24 protein-coding genes are annotated in these 17281 nt (G+C 37.6%); 16 read left to right on the top strand and 8 right to left on the bottom strand.

The features are described 5' to 3' along the window. Positions 1-114 precede the first annotated feature (114 nt). The 3 genes from mecA (at position 115) to pepF (ending at position 3971) form a co-directional block, all read left to right on the top strand. Entirely contained in the window at positions 115-768 is a 654-nt protein-coding gene (gene mecA / locus BI350_RS13520; RefSeq protein WP_075528616.1) for an adaptor protein MecA, read from the top strand. A gap of 198 nt (positions 769-966) precedes the next feature. Then, complete coding sequence (locus BI350_RS13515) at positions 967-2118, top strand: competence protein CoiA (RefSeq protein ID WP_075528615.1); 1152 nt, start codon at positions 967-969, stop codon at positions 2116-2118. Positions 2119-2153: 35 nt separating this feature from the next. After that, positions 2154-3971 carry an oligoendopeptidase F gene (pepF, locus tag BI350_RS13510; protein WP_075528614.1) on the top strand — a complete coding sequence of 606 codons (1818 nt, stop codon included), beginning with the start codon at positions 2154-2156 and terminating at the stop codon, positions 3969-3971. Between the two features lie 107 nt (positions 3972-4078). On the opposite strand, the gene BI350_RS16970 is transcribed toward pepF, so the two are convergent. The 4 genes from BI350_RS16970 to BI350_RS13495 form a co-directional block, all read right to left on the bottom strand. Continuing rightward, entirely contained in the window at positions 4079-4237 is a 159-nt protein-coding gene (locus tag BI350_RS16970; RefSeq protein ID WP_155767536.1) for a hypothetical protein, read from the bottom strand. A 137-nt stretch (positions 4238-4374) separates the two neighbouring features. Next, positions 4375-5178, bottom strand: coding sequence for a DsbA family protein (locus tag BI350_RS13505; RefSeq protein WP_075528613.1), 804 nt, complete (start codon positions 5176-5178; stop codon positions 4375-4377). Further along, on the bottom strand, positions 5175-5561 hold the full coding sequence (locus BI350_RS13500; RefSeq protein ID WP_075528612.1) for a globin domain-containing protein: 387 nt from the start codon (positions 5559-5561) through the stop codon (positions 5175-5177). Before BI350_RS13500 ends, BI350_RS13505 begins: the two co-directional genes overlap by 4 nt. A gap of 389 nt (positions 5562-5950) precedes the next feature. Continuing rightward, a complete protein-coding gene (locus tag BI350_RS13495; protein WP_075528611.1) occupies positions 5951-6616 on the bottom strand; it encodes a lytic transglycosylase domain-containing protein in 666 nt (221 codons plus the stop codon). Positions 6617-6771: 155 nt separating this feature from the next. Between BI350_RS13495 and BI350_RS13490 the strand changes: the two genes are divergently transcribed. Genes BI350_RS13490 through BI350_RS13475 form a run of 4 tightly spaced genes read left to right on the top strand, consistent with a single transcriptional unit; the run spans position 6772 to position 9563 of the window. Continuing rightward, positions 6772-7164, top strand: coding sequence for a UPF0738 family protein (locus BI350_RS13490; protein ID WP_245698264.1), 393 nt, complete (start codon positions 6772-6774; stop codon positions 7162-7164). A gap of 17 nt (positions 7165-7181) precedes the next feature. Continuing rightward, entirely contained in the window at positions 7182-7856 is a 675-nt protein-coding gene (yjbM, locus tag BI350_RS13485; protein ID WP_075528610.1) for a GTP diphosphokinase, read from the top strand. Next, positions 7856-8656 (top strand): NAD kinase, encoded by an 801-nt coding sequence (locus BI350_RS13480; RefSeq protein WP_075528609.1) that lies wholly within the window; start codon positions 7856-7858, stop codon positions 8654-8656. Before yjbM ends, BI350_RS13480 begins: the two co-directional genes overlap by 1 nt. Then, entirely contained in the window at positions 8556-9563 is a 1008-nt protein-coding gene (locus BI350_RS13475) for an RluA family pseudouridine synthase (protein ID WP_342672185.1), read from the top strand. The genes BI350_RS13480 and BI350_RS13475 overlap by 101 nt, the downstream gene beginning before the upstream one ends. Here BI350_RS13475 and prpE read toward each other — a convergent pair. Beyond that, positions 9550-10290, bottom strand: a complete 741-nt coding sequence (gene prpE / locus BI350_RS13470) for a bis(5'-nucleosyl)-tetraphosphatase PrpE (protein ID WP_075528607.1) — start codon at positions 10288-10290, stop codon at positions 9550-9552. The two genes, BI350_RS13475 and prpE, sit on opposite strands and share 14 nt — an antisense overlap. Before the next feature lie 77 nt (positions 10291-10367). Here prpE and mgtE point away from each other — a divergent pair, with 77 nt between their 5' ends. Then, positions 10368-11741, top strand: coding sequence for a magnesium transporter (mgtE, locus tag BI350_RS13465; RefSeq protein ID WP_075528606.1), 1374 nt, complete (start codon positions 10368-10370; stop codon positions 11739-11741). A 63-nt stretch (positions 11742-11804) separates the two neighbouring features. Beyond that, complete coding sequence (locus tag BI350_RS13460) at positions 11805-12206, top strand: hypothetical protein (protein ID WP_075528605.1); 402 nt, start codon at positions 11805-11807, stop codon at positions 12204-12206. 132 nt (positions 12207-12338) lie between these two features. Here BI350_RS13460 and BI350_RS13455 read toward each other — a convergent pair whose 3' ends face one another. Continuing rightward, entirely contained in the window at positions 12339-12917 is a 579-nt protein-coding gene (locus BI350_RS13455) for a CotY/CotZ family spore coat protein (protein ID WP_075528604.1), read from the bottom strand. 221 nt (positions 12918-13138) lie between these two features. Here BI350_RS13455 and BI350_RS13450 point away from each other — a divergent pair, with 221 nt between their 5' ends. The 7 genes from BI350_RS13450 (at position 13139) to BI350_RS13425 (ending at position 16188) form a co-directional block, all read left to right on the top strand. After that, positions 13139-13444 carry a hypothetical protein gene (locus BI350_RS13450; RefSeq protein WP_155767534.1) on the top strand — a complete coding sequence of 102 codons (306 nt, stop codon included), beginning with the start codon at positions 13139-13141 and terminating at the stop codon, positions 13442-13444. Continuing rightward, complete coding sequence (spoVAC, locus tag BI350_RS13445; protein WP_075528602.1) at positions 13444-13899, top strand: stage V sporulation protein AC; 456 nt, start codon at positions 13444-13446, stop codon at positions 13897-13899. Before BI350_RS13450 ends, spoVAC begins: the two co-directional genes overlap by 1 nt. Then, positions 13893-14894 carry a beta-ketoacyl-[acyl-carrier-protein] synthase family protein gene (locus BI350_RS13440; protein ID WP_075528601.1) on the top strand — a complete coding sequence of 334 codons (1002 nt, stop codon included), beginning with the start codon at positions 13893-13895 and terminating at the stop codon, positions 14892-14894. Before spoVAC ends, BI350_RS13440 begins: the two co-directional genes overlap by 7 nt. 12 nt (positions 14895-14906) lie before the next feature. Beyond that, positions 14907-15266 carry a stage V sporulation protein AE gene (gene spoVAE / locus BI350_RS13435; RefSeq protein WP_075528600.1) on the top strand — a complete coding sequence of 120 codons (360 nt, stop codon included), beginning with the start codon at positions 14907-14909 and terminating at the stop codon, positions 15264-15266. Positions 15267-15371: 105 nt separating this feature from the next. After that, positions 15372-15539 (top strand): YjcZ family sporulation protein, encoded by a 168-nt coding sequence (locus tag BI350_RS16750; RefSeq protein WP_082295082.1) that lies wholly within the window; start codon positions 15372-15374, stop codon positions 15537-15539. Between the two features lie 15 nt (positions 15540-15554). After that, a complete protein-coding gene (locus BI350_RS13430; RefSeq protein WP_075528599.1) occupies positions 15555-15806 on the top strand; it encodes a stage VI sporulation protein F in 252 nt (83 codons plus the stop codon). A gap of 85 nt (positions 15807-15891) precedes the next feature. Next, positions 15892-16188 carry a hypothetical protein gene (locus BI350_RS13425; RefSeq protein ID WP_075528598.1) on the top strand — a complete coding sequence of 99 codons (297 nt, stop codon included), beginning with the start codon at positions 15892-15894 and terminating at the stop codon, positions 16186-16188. 118 nt (positions 16189-16306) lie between these two features. Here BI350_RS13425 and BI350_RS13420 read toward each other — a convergent pair whose 3' ends face one another. Both BI350_RS13420 and BI350_RS13415 read right to left on the bottom strand, forming a co-directional pair. Then, on the bottom strand, positions 16307-16741 hold the full coding sequence (locus BI350_RS13420; RefSeq protein WP_075528597.1) for a GNAT family N-acetyltransferase: 435 nt from the start codon (positions 16739-16741) through the stop codon (positions 16307-16309). A gap of 3 nt (positions 16742-16744) precedes the next feature. Then, on the bottom strand, positions 16745-17260 hold the full coding sequence (locus BI350_RS13415) for a YjcG family protein (protein WP_075528596.1): 516 nt from the start codon (positions 17258-17260) through the stop codon (positions 16745-16747). Positions 17261-17281 lie beyond the last annotated feature (21 nt).

The following is a 17281-nucleotide window of genomic DNA, read 5'->3' as shown; positions in this document are numbered from 1 at the left end:
CCTTACAAAACTTGAGGAACGGTCATATAGTAATAATAAGGCATTGTAGGTTTACGACATTCATATATAACAGGAACCGAAACAAATCCTAAACATAGGGAGGGAGAGATTAGAATGGAAATAGAACGTATTAATGAGGATACAGTGAAGTTTTTTCTATCATATGTCGACATAGAAGAACGTGGCTTTACTCGTGAAGAAGTCTGGAATAATCGCGAGAAAAGTGAAGAACTGTTTTGGGATATGATGGATGAAATAAACGAGCAGTCTGAATTTGCAGTAGAAGGGCCGCTTTGGATTCAAGTTCATGCAAAAAACGATGGAATAGAAGTAACTGTAACTCGTGCTTTAGCAAACGATGGTCAAATGATAGAGTCTCCATTTTACGATGATGATCCGAATCAATTATTCCAAGAACAAGATGACGGAACATTTGAAGATATTGAAGAGATATTGAAGAGCGGGTTAAACAAAGAAAATGATAGACTTGAAAATACGTTTGTATTCAATGATTTCGAAGATGTAATTCGTATTGCAAGCCGTATGCATGACTATAAAGCGCATACGTCGTTATATGCATATGAATCTAAATACTATTTATATGTTAAGTATGACGATGAGGAAATGGACAATAAACAAAAAATGAATATGTTTAGCGTTCTTTCCGAATTCGCTAAGCCGAATCATATAACAATTCATGTTCTTCAAGAATATGGAAAAGTAATTTTTGAATCTAATGTATTTCCGCAAATTGAAAAATATTTTTAAGTAGTTAACCTGGTTCGAACGGAGGTAGAACAAGGTAAGCTACATTAAAATAAAATAGAACACTTTAAAACGTAATGATTTTTCACGCATTACGTTTTTTATTTTGAAAAAATTAAAAGAAAAATTTCCCACCGTTATCATTTGTATCGTTTTCATAAATTTTGTATAATTCTAAAAGAGGGGGTGGTTGTAATATTAATGGCCAAAATAAACGATGGAAATTATTTTACGCTTACGAGTTCTATGAAACGAAGTGAATTAAGAGAGTTGCGTAAGCACGAAAGTTTTTTCTGTCCGCAATGTAATGAAAAAGTTTTATTGAAAGTGGGGGACATCGTTATTCCTCATTTTGCCCATCAGCAAGATCGTTTATGTCGATCTATGTTTTCTGAAGGGGAATCTATGGAACATCTACTAGGTAAGCAGCAGCTATATGAATTTTTACAGCAAAGCAATCATTTAGATGTACAACTAGAGCCGTATTTCAAAAAAATAGCCCAGCGTCCAGATCTATTAGTTACCACAACGTCAGAAGTGATACCGATTGAATTTCAATGTAGCCAAATCCCGCTACGCCATATTGCCGAAAGAACGGAAGGGTACATGAATGCAGGTATGAATCCGATTTGGATTCTACGCACACCACACAAACTTCAAAAACTTCCCCAAGGGATAACGACTTATTCATTATCTCAATTTGAAGAAAAATTTCTCACTGATACTCCAACTGAAGGACTTGTTTTCCTCACTTATGAGCCTAACACTAAAAAATTCCATTATTTAAGTGCACTTCTCCATGTTTCAGGTAGACAGTTTATAGGTAAGCATCGTGTCCTTTCATTGGACAAACAATCCTTTCCTTTCGCGAGACCAAAGCCGCCGACCAGGGAGGAAATCCAACATTATTATTCTCTACATTCCTCGTTAAGAGTCAAGTTTTTGAAGTCTCGTATTTTTTATAATCGAAAAGGGATTCATGATTCTTTTCTACGAAGGTGCTATGAATTGAAGTTAATTCCAAGTGAATTGCCGAAATGGATTGGCGTTCCTATTGCTTATAAAAATGTGTTTACAGAACATGCTGCTGAGTGGCAACTTGCATTTCTACATTTTGTGGAAATGAAAAATATGAATCTCCATCAAGTAACATTAAAACATATACGTGAATTTACGCATCGATATGGGAGACAGGAAAAGGATGCCGTTGAAGTTTGCGAAAGGTACTTAACGTTTTTATTTTTAATTGGTGTAAAGTCAGTCCATGATTGCGTAAATGTAAAAGACCTAGAGTATTTTGAAATACTTTTCACACAATACTTGCAAAGAGGAATGAAAATTGAGAAAATATAAGTTGTTCGTAACTCGAAGTAATGAGGAGGATTTTTATGTCAACAGAATCAACAAACAAGCTTCTTACTCGTGATGAAGTAAAAGTAGAAGAGACTTGGCGTCTGGAGGATATTTTTGCAACGGATGCCGATTGGGAACATGAATATAGCGAAGTAGAAAAGTATTCGGAACAAGGTAATACTTATAAAGGATCATTGCATAACGGTGCAGACGCACTGTTAGAGGCGTTAACGTATCGTGATGAGCTTATGCAAAGATTACGCCGTCTGAATGTCTACGCCCATTTAAAGACAGACCAAGATACAACGAATAGTTTCTATCAAGCGATGGATGGACGTATTAAAACGCTCGTTGTGAAAGTTTCCACTACGTTGTCCTTCTTTTTGCCTGAATTACTTTCGATTGATGAAGCCACGTTAAATAGCTGGGTAGAAGAAGATGACGGACTTAAATTGTATAAGCAAGAGATTGAAGAATTGAATAAAATGCGTCCTCACGTATTACCTGCGGAGCAAGAAGCACTGCTTGCACAATTATCGGAAGTAACGGGCAATCCATCTGAGACGTTTAGTATGCTAAATAACGCAGACTTAACTTTTCCGAAAGTTAAAAATGAAGATGGAGAAGAAGTAGAATTATCACATGGTCGGTATGTAGGTTTTTTGGAAAGTAACAAGCCAAGCGTACGAGAAGAAGCTTTTAAAGCAATGTATACTAAGTATGATGAGTTTAAAAATACGTTTGCCTCTACATTATCAGGTAATGTGAAAGGGAATAATGTGAATGCACGTATTCGTAATTATTCATCCGCGCGAGAGGCAGCGATGTCAAATAACCATATTCCTGAACAGGTTTATGATAATTTAGTGTCCACAATTAATAATAACGTACATTTACTCCAACGTTATGTAGCGTTGCGCAAAAAAGTATTTGAATTAGAGGATCTTCATATGTGGGACATGTACGCACCACTTGTACAAGACGCGAATATGAAATATACGTACGAAGAAGCCACACAAACGATGTTAGAGAGCTTTCATCCACTTGGTGAGGAGTATGTATCGATTGTTAAAGAAGGACTAGATAATCGTTGGGTAGACGTGCGAGAAAATGTTGGGAAACGTTCAGGTGCTTATTCTTCCGGAACATATGGTACAAACCCATATATCTTGATGAATTGGCATGATAACGCTAGTAATTTATTTACATTGGCACATGAATTTGGTCATAGTGTGCATAGTTATTATTCTCGAAAATATCAACCGTATGTGTATAGCGGTTATTCGATATTTGTTGCTGAAGTTGCATCTACAGTGAATGAAGCTATTTTGAACGATCATTTACTAAAAACGGTAGATGATGAGCAAAAAAGAATTTACCTGTTGAACTACTGGTTGGATGGTTTCCGTGGTACGGTATTCCGTCAAACGATGTTTGCAGAGTTCGAGCATTTAATTCACCAATTGGACCAACAAGGTGTTGCTTTAACAGCGGAAAAGCTAACTGAGGAGTATTATGCCCTGAATAAGAAATACTTTGGTGATGATATTGTTGTGGATGAAGAAATCGGGTTGGAATGGGCGCGAATTCCTCATTTCTACTATAATTATTACGTTTACCAATATGCAACGGGATATAGTGCTGCAGTAGCACTAAGTAACCAAATTCTTGCAGAAGGGAAACCTGCAGTTGATCGTTATATCAATCACTTCTTAAAAGCGGGGTCTTCAAGCTATCCGATTGAAGTGTTGAAGAAAGCGGGCGTTGATATGACAACTGCCAAACCAATTGAAGAAGCTTGTCGTGTGTTTGAAGAAAAGTTAAATGAATTAGAAACACTCTTGTTGAAATAATATAAGTGGCTAAACCTTATTCCAAAGTTGAGAAACGAAGGAATAAGGTTTTTTATGCCGAAAAAACGGTGCGTAGAGTTATTTAAGTATAATTAAAAGCCGTCGTTCTAATTCGCAAATGTGACAATCATGTTAAATGTGATGTGAAGGGTTGATGTATCTGTTATTTCATGATAAAGTAAGGATGTGAAATAAATCACATACCAAACATACACCCCTTTTGTTTGAACGTGAACATTTCTCCCATTCCCTTTGAATAAGAGCATCCATATCCCCCCCAGGATTGGATGCTCTTTTCTCTTATCTAATGGTAATTCTTAGTATAAAATAGGCAATGTTAATAATAAGAAAAAGCTGTCTAAATCGTGTTTTTTTACGATTTGAACAGCTTTTTAATTATTTATTATACTTTTTTTCGCCATAATGTAATGTCCTGGACTGCTAAACGTTCAATATGTTGTTGTAGAAGTCGTTTTTTTAACTCACGTTCTGCAGATTTCTCAGTCATTCTATAAATTTCCGCTATTTCTTTTGTAGCCAGTGTATCAAACCGTTTGAACAACTCCTCAAGTGGAGGGGGAGTTTCGGGATAAATCGTTTGGCCAATTAGTTCTTCGATGATTTGTTCATAAATCTCGTATGAATATAGACCGCTCACTTTTAATCCTTCATCCTCAATATTTTCATTGAAGAACACAAAGGTTGGTGCGCTATCTACTTCCATTTCTTTAGCCATATATAAATCTATTTGTAAGGCACGATGAACATTTTTAGAAGCGAAGTCCCGAATAAACTCATCGATATCTAAATAAACCAATTCAGCAATTTCTACGAGTACAGAAAATGCGTTCACATTTCTGTCCTTTAAATGTGAATACTCAAATAGTTTCGAGATAAATCTTAATCCTGCACGCTTCCCTTGAAATTCCGCTGCTTTTATGGCGATGGATGGGAAGGCGGTGTGATTTTTATCGTAGGTATCATCTTCTTGAAAAGAGCGTACACTCGGCAAGTTCAATGATGGTAAGGATGTTCTAAGTACGACACGGAGCGTAAAATAACGTTCGTATTCTATTTGTAATCTCCGAAGGATGGGTTGAAGAAACCAACAATCATTACAAGCCGGGTCGATAAAAACATATAATTCTAGTGGTCTTGTTTCCAAAAAAGAACTTGTAGAATTTTCCAATAAAGGACGTGGTATCACTGGTTATCCTCCTTGTTTACCATATGCTTTGCTGTTAATATGAGTCGTTTAAAGAAAAAATCGCGGATATTTTCATCTAATTCGACTTCATCCATGGCTTCATCCATACATGATAACCAAGCTTCAGCACGTGTAGGTGTAATTGGAAATGGCATATGTCTAGCTTTCATCATCGGGTGCCCGTGTTCCTCGCTATATAAGTTTGGTCCTCCTAAATATTGGGTCATAAATTGTTTTTGTTTACGAGCAGTTTCTGTAAGGTCATCAGGAAAAATCGGGTATAAGTCTGGATGAACGGCTACTTTAGAATAAAATAAATCGATAAGTTCAGATAATTTTTCTGCACCGATCTCCTCATATGGAATCAAAGGTTTTCGCATTATTTTCTAGCCTCCTTTGTGCCTTTCAAGCTGCATACCTAGTATATCAAGGTCGAGTAGGTCTGCATGAAGTTCATGTAGACATTGCCAAGTTGTTTTTAGACTGTCTTCTCCTGAAGTTGAAAAGTACCTCTACAAACAGGGCAATTGTCTGGCTGTTTTGGCGCTTGCATGTTACTAACGGCAAACGCCCCGGTCGCCATATATTTAGTTATACGTTAATCGAACTTTAGGAAATAGTTAATTCATAACTGCAGGATGCCTGGATGCACCTTGAGCTAATCGCATTTAATCGAGCATATCTTAAATACTCACTGTAAAACTATTCTACCAACTACAATTTATATTCTCAAACAAACTGCATTTGATGATGAGTGTAAAACAATCATGAATTACTTGTAAAATGTATTTAAAACTTTTTTAACATAGCCTTGTGTTTCTTTAAATGGGGGGATTCCACCGTACTTTTTGACATTCCCAGGTCCAGCATTGTATGCAGCAAGTGCCAGTTCTATATTGCCGTTAAATTGGTCCAGCATTTGTCTTAAATATTTTGCACCGCCAGTAATATTTTGTTCAGGGTTAAAGCTGTCTTTAACACCTAAAAATCTTGCAGTACCAGGCATAAGTTGCATAAGTCCTTGAGCACCCGCGGCACTTACTGCCTGGCTGTTAAAATTAGATTCATGTTGAATGACTGACGAGATCAGTCGTTCAGGCAACTTAAATGTATCGGCGGCTTTCTTAATAATATGTGCATAGCCCTTTGAATCATGAGTATTATTCTTGATTGTAGAAGTAGGAGCTTGAGTTGATGTTGTTAGAAGATTTGATAATGTCGAAGGATAAAACACATGATTCATTCCTGTATAGGTTAATGGATTCGTGCTTACTGTGCTCTTCGTATTCAAACTTGAACTTGTTGATTGGTTAATCATTTCTCCAAGCATACTTGTGAATAAAGGTGATGTTGGTTGTTGCTTTGTATATGATTGTACTGCACCTAAAGATTGCAGTGAATTTATCTCCATTAAAACTTTCATCTTTTGAACATTCAACTGATTCATTCCTCTCATAAATCAAGGGTACAATATTGAGTAATTTGTTCTCTAAATATAGTATACCAATTTTAAACGAAAAACGCATTTTTCGAACTGCAAAGACATGATGCCTTGTGGTAAACTAAACGTATCGAGTGATGAAGGGATGTAGAATGATGAGCATTCAAATTCAGATTGATATCGGTATACATAAAGGTGAACAAATTCGATTTTTAGTACCAGAAACCATTGATGTATTGGAAATTGTACCAGCAGGGAAAATGATAACTGATTCAGATAAATTAAGCTTTGTTTATTTAATTGACGGAGAAGATTCATATGGACAAGTTCATTTTCCACAAGTCGTCTGGCCGTTAATGGTTGAGGTGTTAAAATCTGAAACAGATCCCCAGTTAGTACAAGGTGAGAAATCTGTCGTATTAACAGATTTTATAGAAGAGTTAACGATGCTTATTTTCAATATAGAAGGGAATAACAATTACGGAGAAGGTTTTTCTACAGCAGTTGAACAGGCATTTGAAGAAGTTTTACAAGGTACAAAGTAACGTGAGGAGGGATGAACTTGTCCCAGTGGAGTCTATTTCTTGAGCCGTATAAACAAGCGGTGGATGAATTAAAAGTAAAGTTAAAAGGCATTCGTTCGCAATATAATTTAGAAGATGTACACACGCCGGTCGAATTTGTAACAGGGCGTGTAAAGCCGCTTGCCAGTATTTATGATAAAACCTTGGAAAAGAATATTCCATTCGTCCCTTCCAAAGAGTTAGCAGCAGAACTGCCTGATATTGCAGGGCTAAGAATTATGTGTCAATTCGTTGATGATATAAGTGCTGTTGTTGAGATTTTACGTAAACGCAATGACCTTGAAATTATTGAGGAGCGGGATTATATATCAAATCGAAAAGCTAGCGGTTATCGATCTTATCACATGATTATTAGCTATCCGGTTCAAACCGTTCGTGGGGAAGTAAAAATTCTCGCAGAAATTCAAATACGTACGCTTGCGATGAATTTCTGGGCTTCCATCGAACATTCATTGAATTATAAATATGAAGGTGAGTTACCGGAGGAGATTAGTTTGCGACTTGAACGTGCAGCAGAAGCAGCTTTTCGTTTAGATGAGGAAATGTCTTTAATCCGTGATGAAATACAAGATGCGCAAAAATATTTTAGCGATTATAAAGAGACAGCTACAAGGCAGCGTGGAAAAAAGCAACAGAAAGGAGAGCGAGCGTGATGAAGTACTCTATCCAATCTAGGAATGATAAATTATCCAACCAGTTAATGGATGAAGCAATTGATTATTTAAAAGGATTTGGATTTGTATACGACAATGATGAGCCCGATATCGTATTGTCGATTGGCGGGGATGGTACGTTATTGCATGCATTTCATAAATATAGTTACCGTTTAGAAGACACAGCTTTTGTGGGAATTCATACGGGGCATCTAGGTTTCTATGCGGATTGGAAACCAGAAGAAATCGAGAAACTCGTGATTTCTTTGGCTCGAAAAGAATATGATGTAATTGAATATCCATTGCTTGATGTGACCATTAATTATCGTGAAAAAGAAGAGAGTTCGCAGTATTTAGCATTAAACGAGTCGTCGGTTAAGTCACCGGAAGTGACACTTGTGATGGATGTTGAGTTAAACGATAAACATTTTGAACGATTTCGTGGGGATGGATTATGTATGTCAACCCCATCTGGATCGACGGCTTATAGTAAGGCGTTAGGGGGAGCGATTGTACATCCTTCTTTACCGACAATGCAGTTAACTGAAATGGCCTCTATTAATAATCGAGTGTTTCGCACGGTTGGATCGCCGCTTATTTTACCTGCACACCATAAATGTGTGTTGAAACCGGTGAAAGGGCCTGATTTTATGGTGACAATTGACCATTTGCAATTATTACATAAAGATGTCAAATCGATTGAATACAGGGTTTCTAAAGAAAAAGTTCGTTTTGCAAGATTCCGTCCCTTCCCATTTTGGAGAAGAGTACGTAATTCGTTCATTGAAAACAATGGTTAAGGTGGAAGTGGAAAGGTTTCATTTAGAATTTATCGTGCAAGAAGATGGAAAGTTACTTCGTGATTTTCTTGCTGAAAAAAACATCTCAAAAAGAACGCTGACCGCCGTTAAGTACGACGGTGGTCAGTTACTCGTTAACGGATTTGAACGAGATGTAAGGGTACCCTTGTCGATTGGTGATAAGGTCGATGTGTTTTTTCCTCCTGAAAAGTTAAGTGATGGATTACTTGCAGAAGAGGGAGAACTGAACATTGTCTATGAAGACGAGGCGATTTTACTGCTTGATAAACCAGCGGGTAAAAGTACAATCCCTTCTCTAAACCATCAATTTGGCACGATGGCAAACTATGTAGCGGGAAAGTTTAGGCGGGAACAGATACCTTCTACCGTTCATATCGTTACGCGTCTTGACCATAATACTTCGGGACTCCTATGCATTGCTAAAAATCGCCATATTCATCATTTATTTGGAATACAGATGATAAATGCGACATTTAAGCGTGAATATGAAGCGATTGTTGAAGGGCATGTTGCAAAGAATGATTTTCTAATCAACGAGCCAATTGGTAGAAAAGAAGGAAGTATTATTGAAAGAATTGTTCGTGGCGATGGGCAAGAAGCTAGGACGAATGTACGAGTTATTGACCGCTTTGAAAAAAATGGGGAACCATTCACGCATGTTGCACTTCGTTTACAAACGGGAAGAACACATCAAATACGAACCCATATGAAATGGTTAGGTCACCCATTAGCTGGCGATGATTTGTATGGAGGTACTAAACATATGATTTCCCGTCAAGCACTTCACTGTACAACTCTTTCTTTCTATCATCCTGTGTCAGGTGAGGAGAAAGTGTTTGTAAGTGAAGTGCCTAAGGATATGAAACAACTTATTATGGAAAATTAGTGAAGCGGTCAGATAAGAAAGGAAGAGAAGATGGCACGGAAACAACTTCCATTTCAGGATACCGAATAGCCGTTAACTTACCACCGAAAACACAACCTGTATCGATGTTTACAGTATTGTTCATAAAACGAGCTTCCCGTACCGGTGTATGACCGTAAACTATAAACGGTTTTCCGCGGTATGTGAATGCCCAGTCTCTCCGAACAGGACGGCCGTCTGGTAATTGTTCGCCCGTGATATCGCCATATAATACAAAGGTACGGATTTTTTTACGGTTTTTACTACCGATTAAGTTTTCGCGTATTCCGGCATGGGCGATAATCAAGTTACCTTCATTTAAATTGACATATAATGGTAAGGACTCATAAAAGCTTTGATAACGATTTAAAAAATCCACTTGTTTATCTTTAGGCAAAGCATGAAGTTCTGCGACTGTTGTTTCGATGCCGTGTTGGAGCTGAACGCTATTCCCTTTAGCAAAACGGTAAAATTTATTACAATGATTTCCCGGGGAATAAATAAGTTCTCTTTTATCCTGAAGTCGATACATCAGTTCGAGTGTTTTTAAGGAATTTGGACCTCGATCCATTGCATCGCCTACAAATGCAATTTTACGTCCTTCGGGGTGAACCGGAATACCTGTGTCTAATGAATAGCCAAGTGTTTGTAAAAGTTGTACGAGTTCATCAAAACAGCCGTGTATGTCACCTATAATATCGAATTTCAATTTCATCATCCTTTAGTGTAAGTGTGATGTGTAGTATATCCTAAGACTGCTGTTTTATCGGAAAGGAAGGTGTAGTTATGACAGAAAGAAATCCAACGAATGAAGAAGTTATTTACGATGAAGAAAGTTTAATCAAGTCATTGGAAACGAACGATATTATGCATTTTCGGGAGTATTTTTTACAACTTCATCCATATGATCGAGCGACACTATATAAAAAAGTAGAACCAGAGCAAAGGAAAAAAATGTATTATTATTTATCGCCGAAAGAGCTAGCAGAAATTTTTGAGCTAAGTGAAATTGATGATAATGATTATAATGTTTTTCTGAAAGAAATGGATGCTACTTATGCGGCAGAAATGTTTGCGAATATGTTCGTGGATAACGCGGTAGACGTTTTAAATGAACTGGAAAAGTCGCAAGTCGTCAGTTATTTAACGTTAATGGATAAAGAATCGGCAACAGAAATTAAAGCGCTTTTACATTATGAAGAATTTACAGCTGGATCTATTATGACAACCGAATACGTTGTCATTCCTCAAGATTCTACGGTACGTTCAGCAATGACGATTTTAAGAAACGCTGCACCTGAGGCGGAGACGATTTATTATGTCTTTGTCGTGGATGACGATGAACGTTTAACAGGTGTTGTATCTTTACGTGATTTAATCATTGCGCATGAAGATACGTTTATCCATTCCATTATGAATGAGCGGGTCGTGAGTGTACTCGTAAGTGAAGACCAAGAAGAAGTAGCACGCACAATTAAAGACTATAATTTCTTAGCTGTACCTGTTGTTGATTTTCAACAACATATGCTTGGTATCATTACAGTCGATGATATTATTGACGTGTTAGAGGAAGAAGCATCGGATGATTATTCTAAGCTTGCTGCAGTAGCGGATATGACAACTTTCGATAAGAACTCGTTGTCCGCGGCTAAAAAACGTTTGCCATGGCTGTTAATTTTACTTGTACTCGGAATGTTAACAGCAAATTTAATTGGGGCCTTTGAAGAGACAATTGCACAAGTTGCTTTGCTAGCCGCCTTTATTCCTTTAATCGCGGGTACAGCTGGAAATAGTGGAACCCAAGCGCTTGCGGTTGCGGTGCGTGGGATTGCGACACGTGATATTGAAGACGAAAGTAAGTTTAAATTATTATTGAGAGAAGCTGGCACAGGACTATTAACAGGGCTTATTTGTGCGATTTTTGTAATAGGACTCATTTTTGTTTGGAAACAAGAATTACTTCTAGGACTACTCGTGGGCGCTGCCATTTTTGTTTCGATTTTCGTAGCAACACTCTCGGGTTCATTTATTCCGCTATTCATGCATAAAATGAAAATTGACCCAGCGGTTGCATCTGGTCCATTCATTACAACTTTGAATGACTTAGTAAGTACACTAATATATCTAGGTCTAGCAACTACATTTATTAGTGGTCTTTAAATCATTTTGTTCTATGAACAACGATAAAGTTATCGCATATACTAAAATAAAAAGGATGTGCGTATGACTACAGAAAATGAACCATTATTGTTTGTTGCCGGGCCACCTGTATTCATTAGGGTTGCTGTCACGGATGAGGAGAGCACATCAGTTTTTGTGCAAAATAAGGAAGATTATGACCATGGGAAACTTAAAGAAGTTGATCAGGAAAAAATTGAGCCTACCGCAGAGATAAATCCTTCCATATATAATAAAATTATGTATCTCAGAAGTGGGTTTCAACGCCAAGTGTATAGTCCACTCAAATTCATTATTAAAGACGAGACTATATCAGGAAAAATTGCAAAGGTTGATGGAGATAAGGTTTTTATCGATATCGACCAGAATGATGACCAGCAAGTCGCTGTCGAAATTAGCAAGATTGAAGAAATTTTGTGGCGAGGTCATCCATTTCAAGAGGATTGAAGTAGAAAGACCGTTCAGGTAAAAGCCTGTTCGGTCTTTTTTAGTTAGATTGAATAATTGATTACTAAAGGAATAAAGACTGCCCGACTAGTAAAAACTAATCAGGCAGACAGGGCATTGCGGTTTGATTTATTAGTCGTCTCTATCACAATCGATGTGTACATCTTTAATACATTGAACTCCACAGAAGCACTTCAAGTCAACTGTAATACAAGAGTCAGTAGCTTCAAATTCTTCAACATCACATAATTTGTCAAAATCTATTTTGCCATTTTTAAGAATATCGACGCGTCTTCCATTTTCATCACGTGGCTCAAGTACTTGTAATGTTGCACAGCAGTTGTCGAAAACATTTTGTACACGGAAAAAGACTGAGAAACAGCTATCACGATCACAATGCCTTTCTTTGCCTTGTTCACCGTCTCTGCTGTCCCGAATATCTCTTCTGTCTCTTCTTCTTCTAGAACGTTTGAACATCGCTTTGAATGGATCACCATCATCTGTTAATAGCATGAAGACCCGTGTGTTAATGCGGCCACGTGATGGACTTACAAGACCACCAAGTGGTGATATGAAACAGTCTGTAATGCAGTCATCACAGTCATCATTATCCCTGACACCTTGTATACGTTTAATAGCGCGAACTACTTCACATATACAGCTGTCGTGATGGCAACCTCTTTTGAAATCATCATCTCTTCCACATCCCATTCATTCCACCTCCTCTTTCATTTCTCTATACCTTATGTAATTCTCCATTAGGCGATAGGGCGAATTCCTAAGTTTTGTATAAAAAAACTTGTGTTTTCTCATACTTTTATAAAAGGAGGAGAATTCTAATCCGTAACGTCGGCCTGTATTTCATAATCATATTCATGTTAGTCGGTTGTGCGCCCCGCGAAGATGGGATCCGTATTTACAATGCTTCAGAAGTGAATACTAATGAAGCAGAGGAAGTATTTGCGAAAGAGGATCGTTTGGTCAGTACAAATATTATTTTTCATGACGAAGAGATGATTTCGGGTGTAACCGTAAAAACTTTTTCTAGATTTCATAAAGAAAAAATAGAGAAAGAATTAAAGAAGAAATTAAAAGAAGCTTATCCTGAATTCGATATTATCGTGTCTGCAGATAATAAAATTGTGCATAAGACGTCCAAGCTTATTCAAGATAAGGATGATAAGAACTTAGGGAAAGAGTTGAAGAAATTAGTTTCTCTATTAAAGGAGGAGACGTAATGGATGAGAAAAAGTATGCAAAAATAGAACAAGAAATTTCTCCAAAAACACCTATCCTTCGAAATGTAGTGGCCGCGTTCCTTACAGGTGGAACGATTTGTTTAATCGGACAAGTTATTTCCATTTTTTATATGACTTATTTTGATTTTACAGAACGAACTTCAAGCAACCCAACTGTGGCTACAATGATATTTATTGCGATGTTGCTAACAGGATTTGGCCAATACAAAAAAATTGGTCAGTTTGGAGGAGCAGGAGCAGCTGTTCCGATTACTGGATTTGGAAACGCCGTCATTTCTGCAGCAATTGAACATAAAAGCGAAGGATATGTGCTTGGTGTTGGCGGTAACATGTTTAAACTAGCAGGTTCCGTTATTTTATTTGGCGTTGCATCTGCATTTATTGTGGCACTCATTAAAACAATTCTTGTGAAACTAGGTGTAGCATCATGGTAGTAAAAGGAGTTTTAACATTTAATTCCAAACCATCGATTGCGGCTACGGGCGTAACAGTTGGACCAATGGAACGAGAAAGTCCATTTATCGATATGTTTGATAAAATATATGACGACGAACGAAGCAATCTCGTGACGAATGAACAGGGGCATGCAAAAATGATTGAAGATGCATGTATGATTGCGCTAAGCAAAATTGATAAAGTTCCAAGTGATGCAGATTTTTTATTAATAGGTGACCTCGTCAATCAAATGACGCCTTCGAATTTCTGTGCAAGTTCATTACAAATTCCATATTTAGGGCTGTTTTCAGCCTGTGCGACTTCCGTTTCTTCATTGTTAATGGCTGCTTTATTAACAGATACCAATTTATCAACCTATGCAATTGCAGGAGCTGCAAGTCAACACAATTCTGTTGAACGACAGTTTCGGTACCCAGTTGAGTATGGGGCACAAAAGCCAAAGACTGCTCAATGGACTGCCACAGCAGCCGGAGTCGCCGCAATTACAACCCACCAGGCGGGACTACCCTCAATTACAAAAGGGACGATAGGAAGAGTGATTGACTTAGGGATGACTGATCCACTCAATATGGGAGCGGCAATGGCGCCTGCAGCTATCGATACTTTGCAACGTCATTTGAAGGGGCATCAGGTAAAAGAAGATGATTATGATTTGATTATGACTGGAGATCTTGGTTTAACAGGATTTGAAATATATAAGGCATTAGCCGAAAGGCAGGAAATTACGGTTTCGGATAATTTTAGAGATGCCGGTGCAGAATTTTACGGTGGTAATTCAAACTTTCAGTCCGGAGCAAGTGGTGCGGGTTGTTCTTCTGCGGTTTATTTTACGGAAGTGTATTCGAAAATGATGGCCGGTACGTATAAGAAAGTATTATTAATTGCTACAGGGGCATTGTTATCGCCATTATCTTACCAACAAGGTGAAAATATTCCATGCATCGCGCATGCAGTTGAATTAACGATGAAATGAGTGAACGATAATATGTCAATGTTCATTACAGCATTTGTTGTCGGAGGGCTAATTTGTGTAATTGGCCAACTATTATTTGATGTAGCAAAATTAACGCCAGCGCATACACTTTGTATATTAGTTGTGAGCGGTTCAATTCTAGATGGACTAGGTTGGTATGAGCCGCTTATTGACTTTGCCGGTGCAGGAGCTACAATCCCTATTACTTCATTTGGAAATGCTTTAACTCATGGGGCAATGGCTGAGGCCGAAAAACATGGTCTTGTCGGAGTTTTAACAGGAATGTTTGAAGTAACGAGTTCTGGGATTAGTGCAGCCATATTGTTTGGTTTTATAGCTGCAATCCTGTTTAAGTCAGAAGGAAAGAATTAAAGAAATGAAAAAGGGTTTTAAAAAACAACTTCAGTAACCTGTGCAATTGCCCCGGTTTCCTCTTTCTCTTAGCATACGATATGTAGAAGGGAAGGAGGGATTTTCATGTTTGGATACAATCCTTGCGCGGGTGGATACGGAGTAGGCGGTCATGGTCATGGTGGCCATGGTTGCGGACGTGAACGAAAAGGGAACTATTATGGCGGTTCAGCATTCGTTCTAATTGTTGTTCTCTTCATCCTGCTTATTATTGTCGGCTGTAGCTTTGTATAAGAAAGGGGACTACGTATGAATGATTCATTTTTCAAGAAAATAGAGTCGAAAACGGGCGTTCCGATGGAAGAAGTTTTTGCGTTAGCAAACGCTATCCAATTTGCTGATTTCAAAGATGAGCGGCAAGTAAGAAAAATCATTCGCAATGTAGGAAAGCTTGCGAAGAAAGATATTAGTCAACAAATGGAAGACGAACTTGTTCGTTCAATTGTGAACGACGGAAAAGCTTTTAATTTTGCCGATATTGAAAATATGCTTGGCAGATAAGTTAGTAAGAGTTGTTTGATTTTTGGTTGAATAGGGTATATTACACTTGAGAGTAAAATAGATTCGTAGTGAAGGGGGGAAGCTAATGGGCTATATATTGCCAGTCAGTTCGTTTAGATCACAACAATATGCGAACAGGATAATGGCATCTGAAGAAACTGCTGAAATTCCTCGTGTGCATAGGATAGATATGAATACTGATTTTTCACAGGTACTTGAGAGAACGATCATTTCACAGCAAGTAATTAAAGAACAAATGCAACAAAAGCGTTCATTAGCTCCATTAAATTCACAATCTACTATTTACTCAAATCAAGCTAACTTATTACCAGCAAATGCTCCTATGATCGGAAAAGGCATCGCAATAAACACCTATGTTTAAAAATAAAAAAGAAGCACATAGCCAACTATGCTATATGCTTCTTTTTTTGGTAGATTGTCCTGTATATCAAAATAGCTGAGATTCATCCGCTTCAATACGAAGATAACTCAGCTATTTTTTAGTTTTTAATTATTTTCTCCATTGCACGGTGTGGAATATCTGCATCCATAAATTCAGGTGAAGTGATGGTGTATCCAATATTCTCATAAAATGGGATTGCATACGATTGAGCATTTAAAACAATCTTCTCGTAGCCTTGTTGCGACCCGTGATTTTCAAGGGCTTGCATGATTAGTTTCCCAAGATGCAACCCCCTATATTTCGGAAGGACACAAACTCGCTCGACTTTTCCAATCCGTGCACTTGTTTCGCGGATTCTTCCAGCGCCAATTGGTGAATCCCCTTTATAGACGACAAAATGACTTGCAGTATCATCAAACTCATCTAATTCGAGGCTTAACGGAACCCCTTGTTCTTCAACGAAAACTTTTCTTCTTACAAAAAATGCATCTTCTAATTCTTGTTGTGACGAGACGATTGTGACGTTATACAAAGTTTACTGTTTTCCTTCTAGACGGAATGTCTCGTATACTGTCCAAGAACCGTCTTCAAGTTGATAGAGTAGATGTAGTCGATCAATCGTTTCAGAATGATTCACACCAATCATTTTTAATTGACCAATAATATCGTCATGCTCGCCTGAAGAAAGCTTTTGCGCGATGGTAACATGAGGAACAAATGCATACTCTGGTTCATCGCCAAAAAAATTATAGTTTAATTCTTGATGCAAGTTTACAAGTTTTTCGTTAGGTTCAGCTTTAAAGTAAATAGCATTTGTAATTGGCGCAAATGTACTTACTTTTGTGACATTTAATTCAAAAGGACCGTGTTTATCGGTTACTCTTTTAATTGCTTTTGCAACTTCTTCAATTTCTTTATCATCTGCTTCAAAAACACCTTTAATTGTCATATGAGGTGTAATGAGCGCATAATGTGGGTCATATCGCTTTCGATATCCATTCGCTAAATCTTGAAGTTCTTTTGAGGGAAACGCTACAATACCGTATTTCATATCAAAAACCTCCTATCAGAT

It is taken from the genome of Sporosarcina ureilytica (assembly GCF_001753205.1).
Classification (GTDB): Bacteria; Bacillota; Bacilli; order Bacillales_A; family Planococcaceae; genus Sporosarcina; species Sporosarcina ureilytica.
The sequence above is the reverse complement of the archived record's forward strand: the minus strand, read 5'-3'. Positions and strand labels throughout refer to the sequence as shown.

Coding starts and splice junctions, on each gene's coding strand:
- mecA (WP_075528616.1), top strand. CDS start 115: ATGGAAATAGAACGTATTAATGAGGATACAGTGAAGTTTTTTCTATCA.
- BI350_RS13515 (WP_075528615.1), top strand. CDS start 967: ATGGCCAAAATAAACGATGGAAATTATTTTACGCTTACGAGTTCTATG.
- pepF (WP_075528614.1), top strand. CDS start 2,154: ATGTCAACAGAATCAACAAACAAGCTTCTTACTCGTGATGAAGTAAAA.
- BI350_RS16970 (WP_155767536.1), bottom strand. CDS start 4,237: ATGCTCTTATTCAAAGGGAATGGGAGAAATGTTCACGTTCAAACAAAA.
- BI350_RS13490 (WP_245698264.1), top strand. CDS start 6,772: ATGATGAGCATTCAAATTCAGATTGATATCGGTATACATAAAGGTGAA.
- BI350_RS13480 (WP_075528609.1), top strand. CDS start 7,856: ATGAAGTACTCTATCCAATCTAGGAATGATAAATTATCCAACCAGTTA.
- mgtE (WP_075528606.1), top strand. CDS start 10,368: ATGACAGAAAGAAATCCAACGAATGAAGAAGTTATTTACGATGAAGAA.
- BI350_RS13460 (WP_075528605.1), top strand. CDS start 11,805: ATGACTACAGAAAATGAACCATTATTGTTTGTTGCCGGGCCACCTGTA.
- BI350_RS13455 (WP_075528604.1), bottom strand. CDS start 12,917: ATGGGATGTGGAAGAGATGATGATTTCAAAAGAGGTTGCCATCACGAC.
- spoVAC (WP_075528602.1), top strand. CDS start 13,444: ATGGATGAGAAAAAGTATGCAAAAATAGAACAAGAAATTTCTCCAAAA.
- BI350_RS13440 (WP_075528601.1), top strand. CDS start 13,893: ATGGTAGTAAAAGGAGTTTTAACATTTAATTCCAAACCATCGATTGCG.
- spoVAE (WP_075528600.1), top strand. CDS start 14,907: ATGTCAATGTTCATTACAGCATTTGTTGTCGGAGGGCTAATTTGTGTA.
- BI350_RS16750 (WP_082295082.1), top strand. CDS start 15,372: ATGTTTGGATACAATCCTTGCGCGGGTGGATACGGAGTAGGCGGTCAT.
- BI350_RS13430 (WP_075528599.1), top strand. CDS start 15,555: ATGAATGATTCATTTTTCAAGAAAATAGAGTCGAAAACGGGCGTTCCG.
- BI350_RS13425 (WP_075528598.1), top strand. CDS start 15,892: ATGGGCTATATATTGCCAGTCAGTTCGTTTAGATCACAACAATATGCG.
- BI350_RS13415 (WP_075528596.1), bottom strand. CDS start 17,260: ATGAAATACGGTATTGTAGCGTTTCCCTCAAAAGAACTTCAAGATTTA.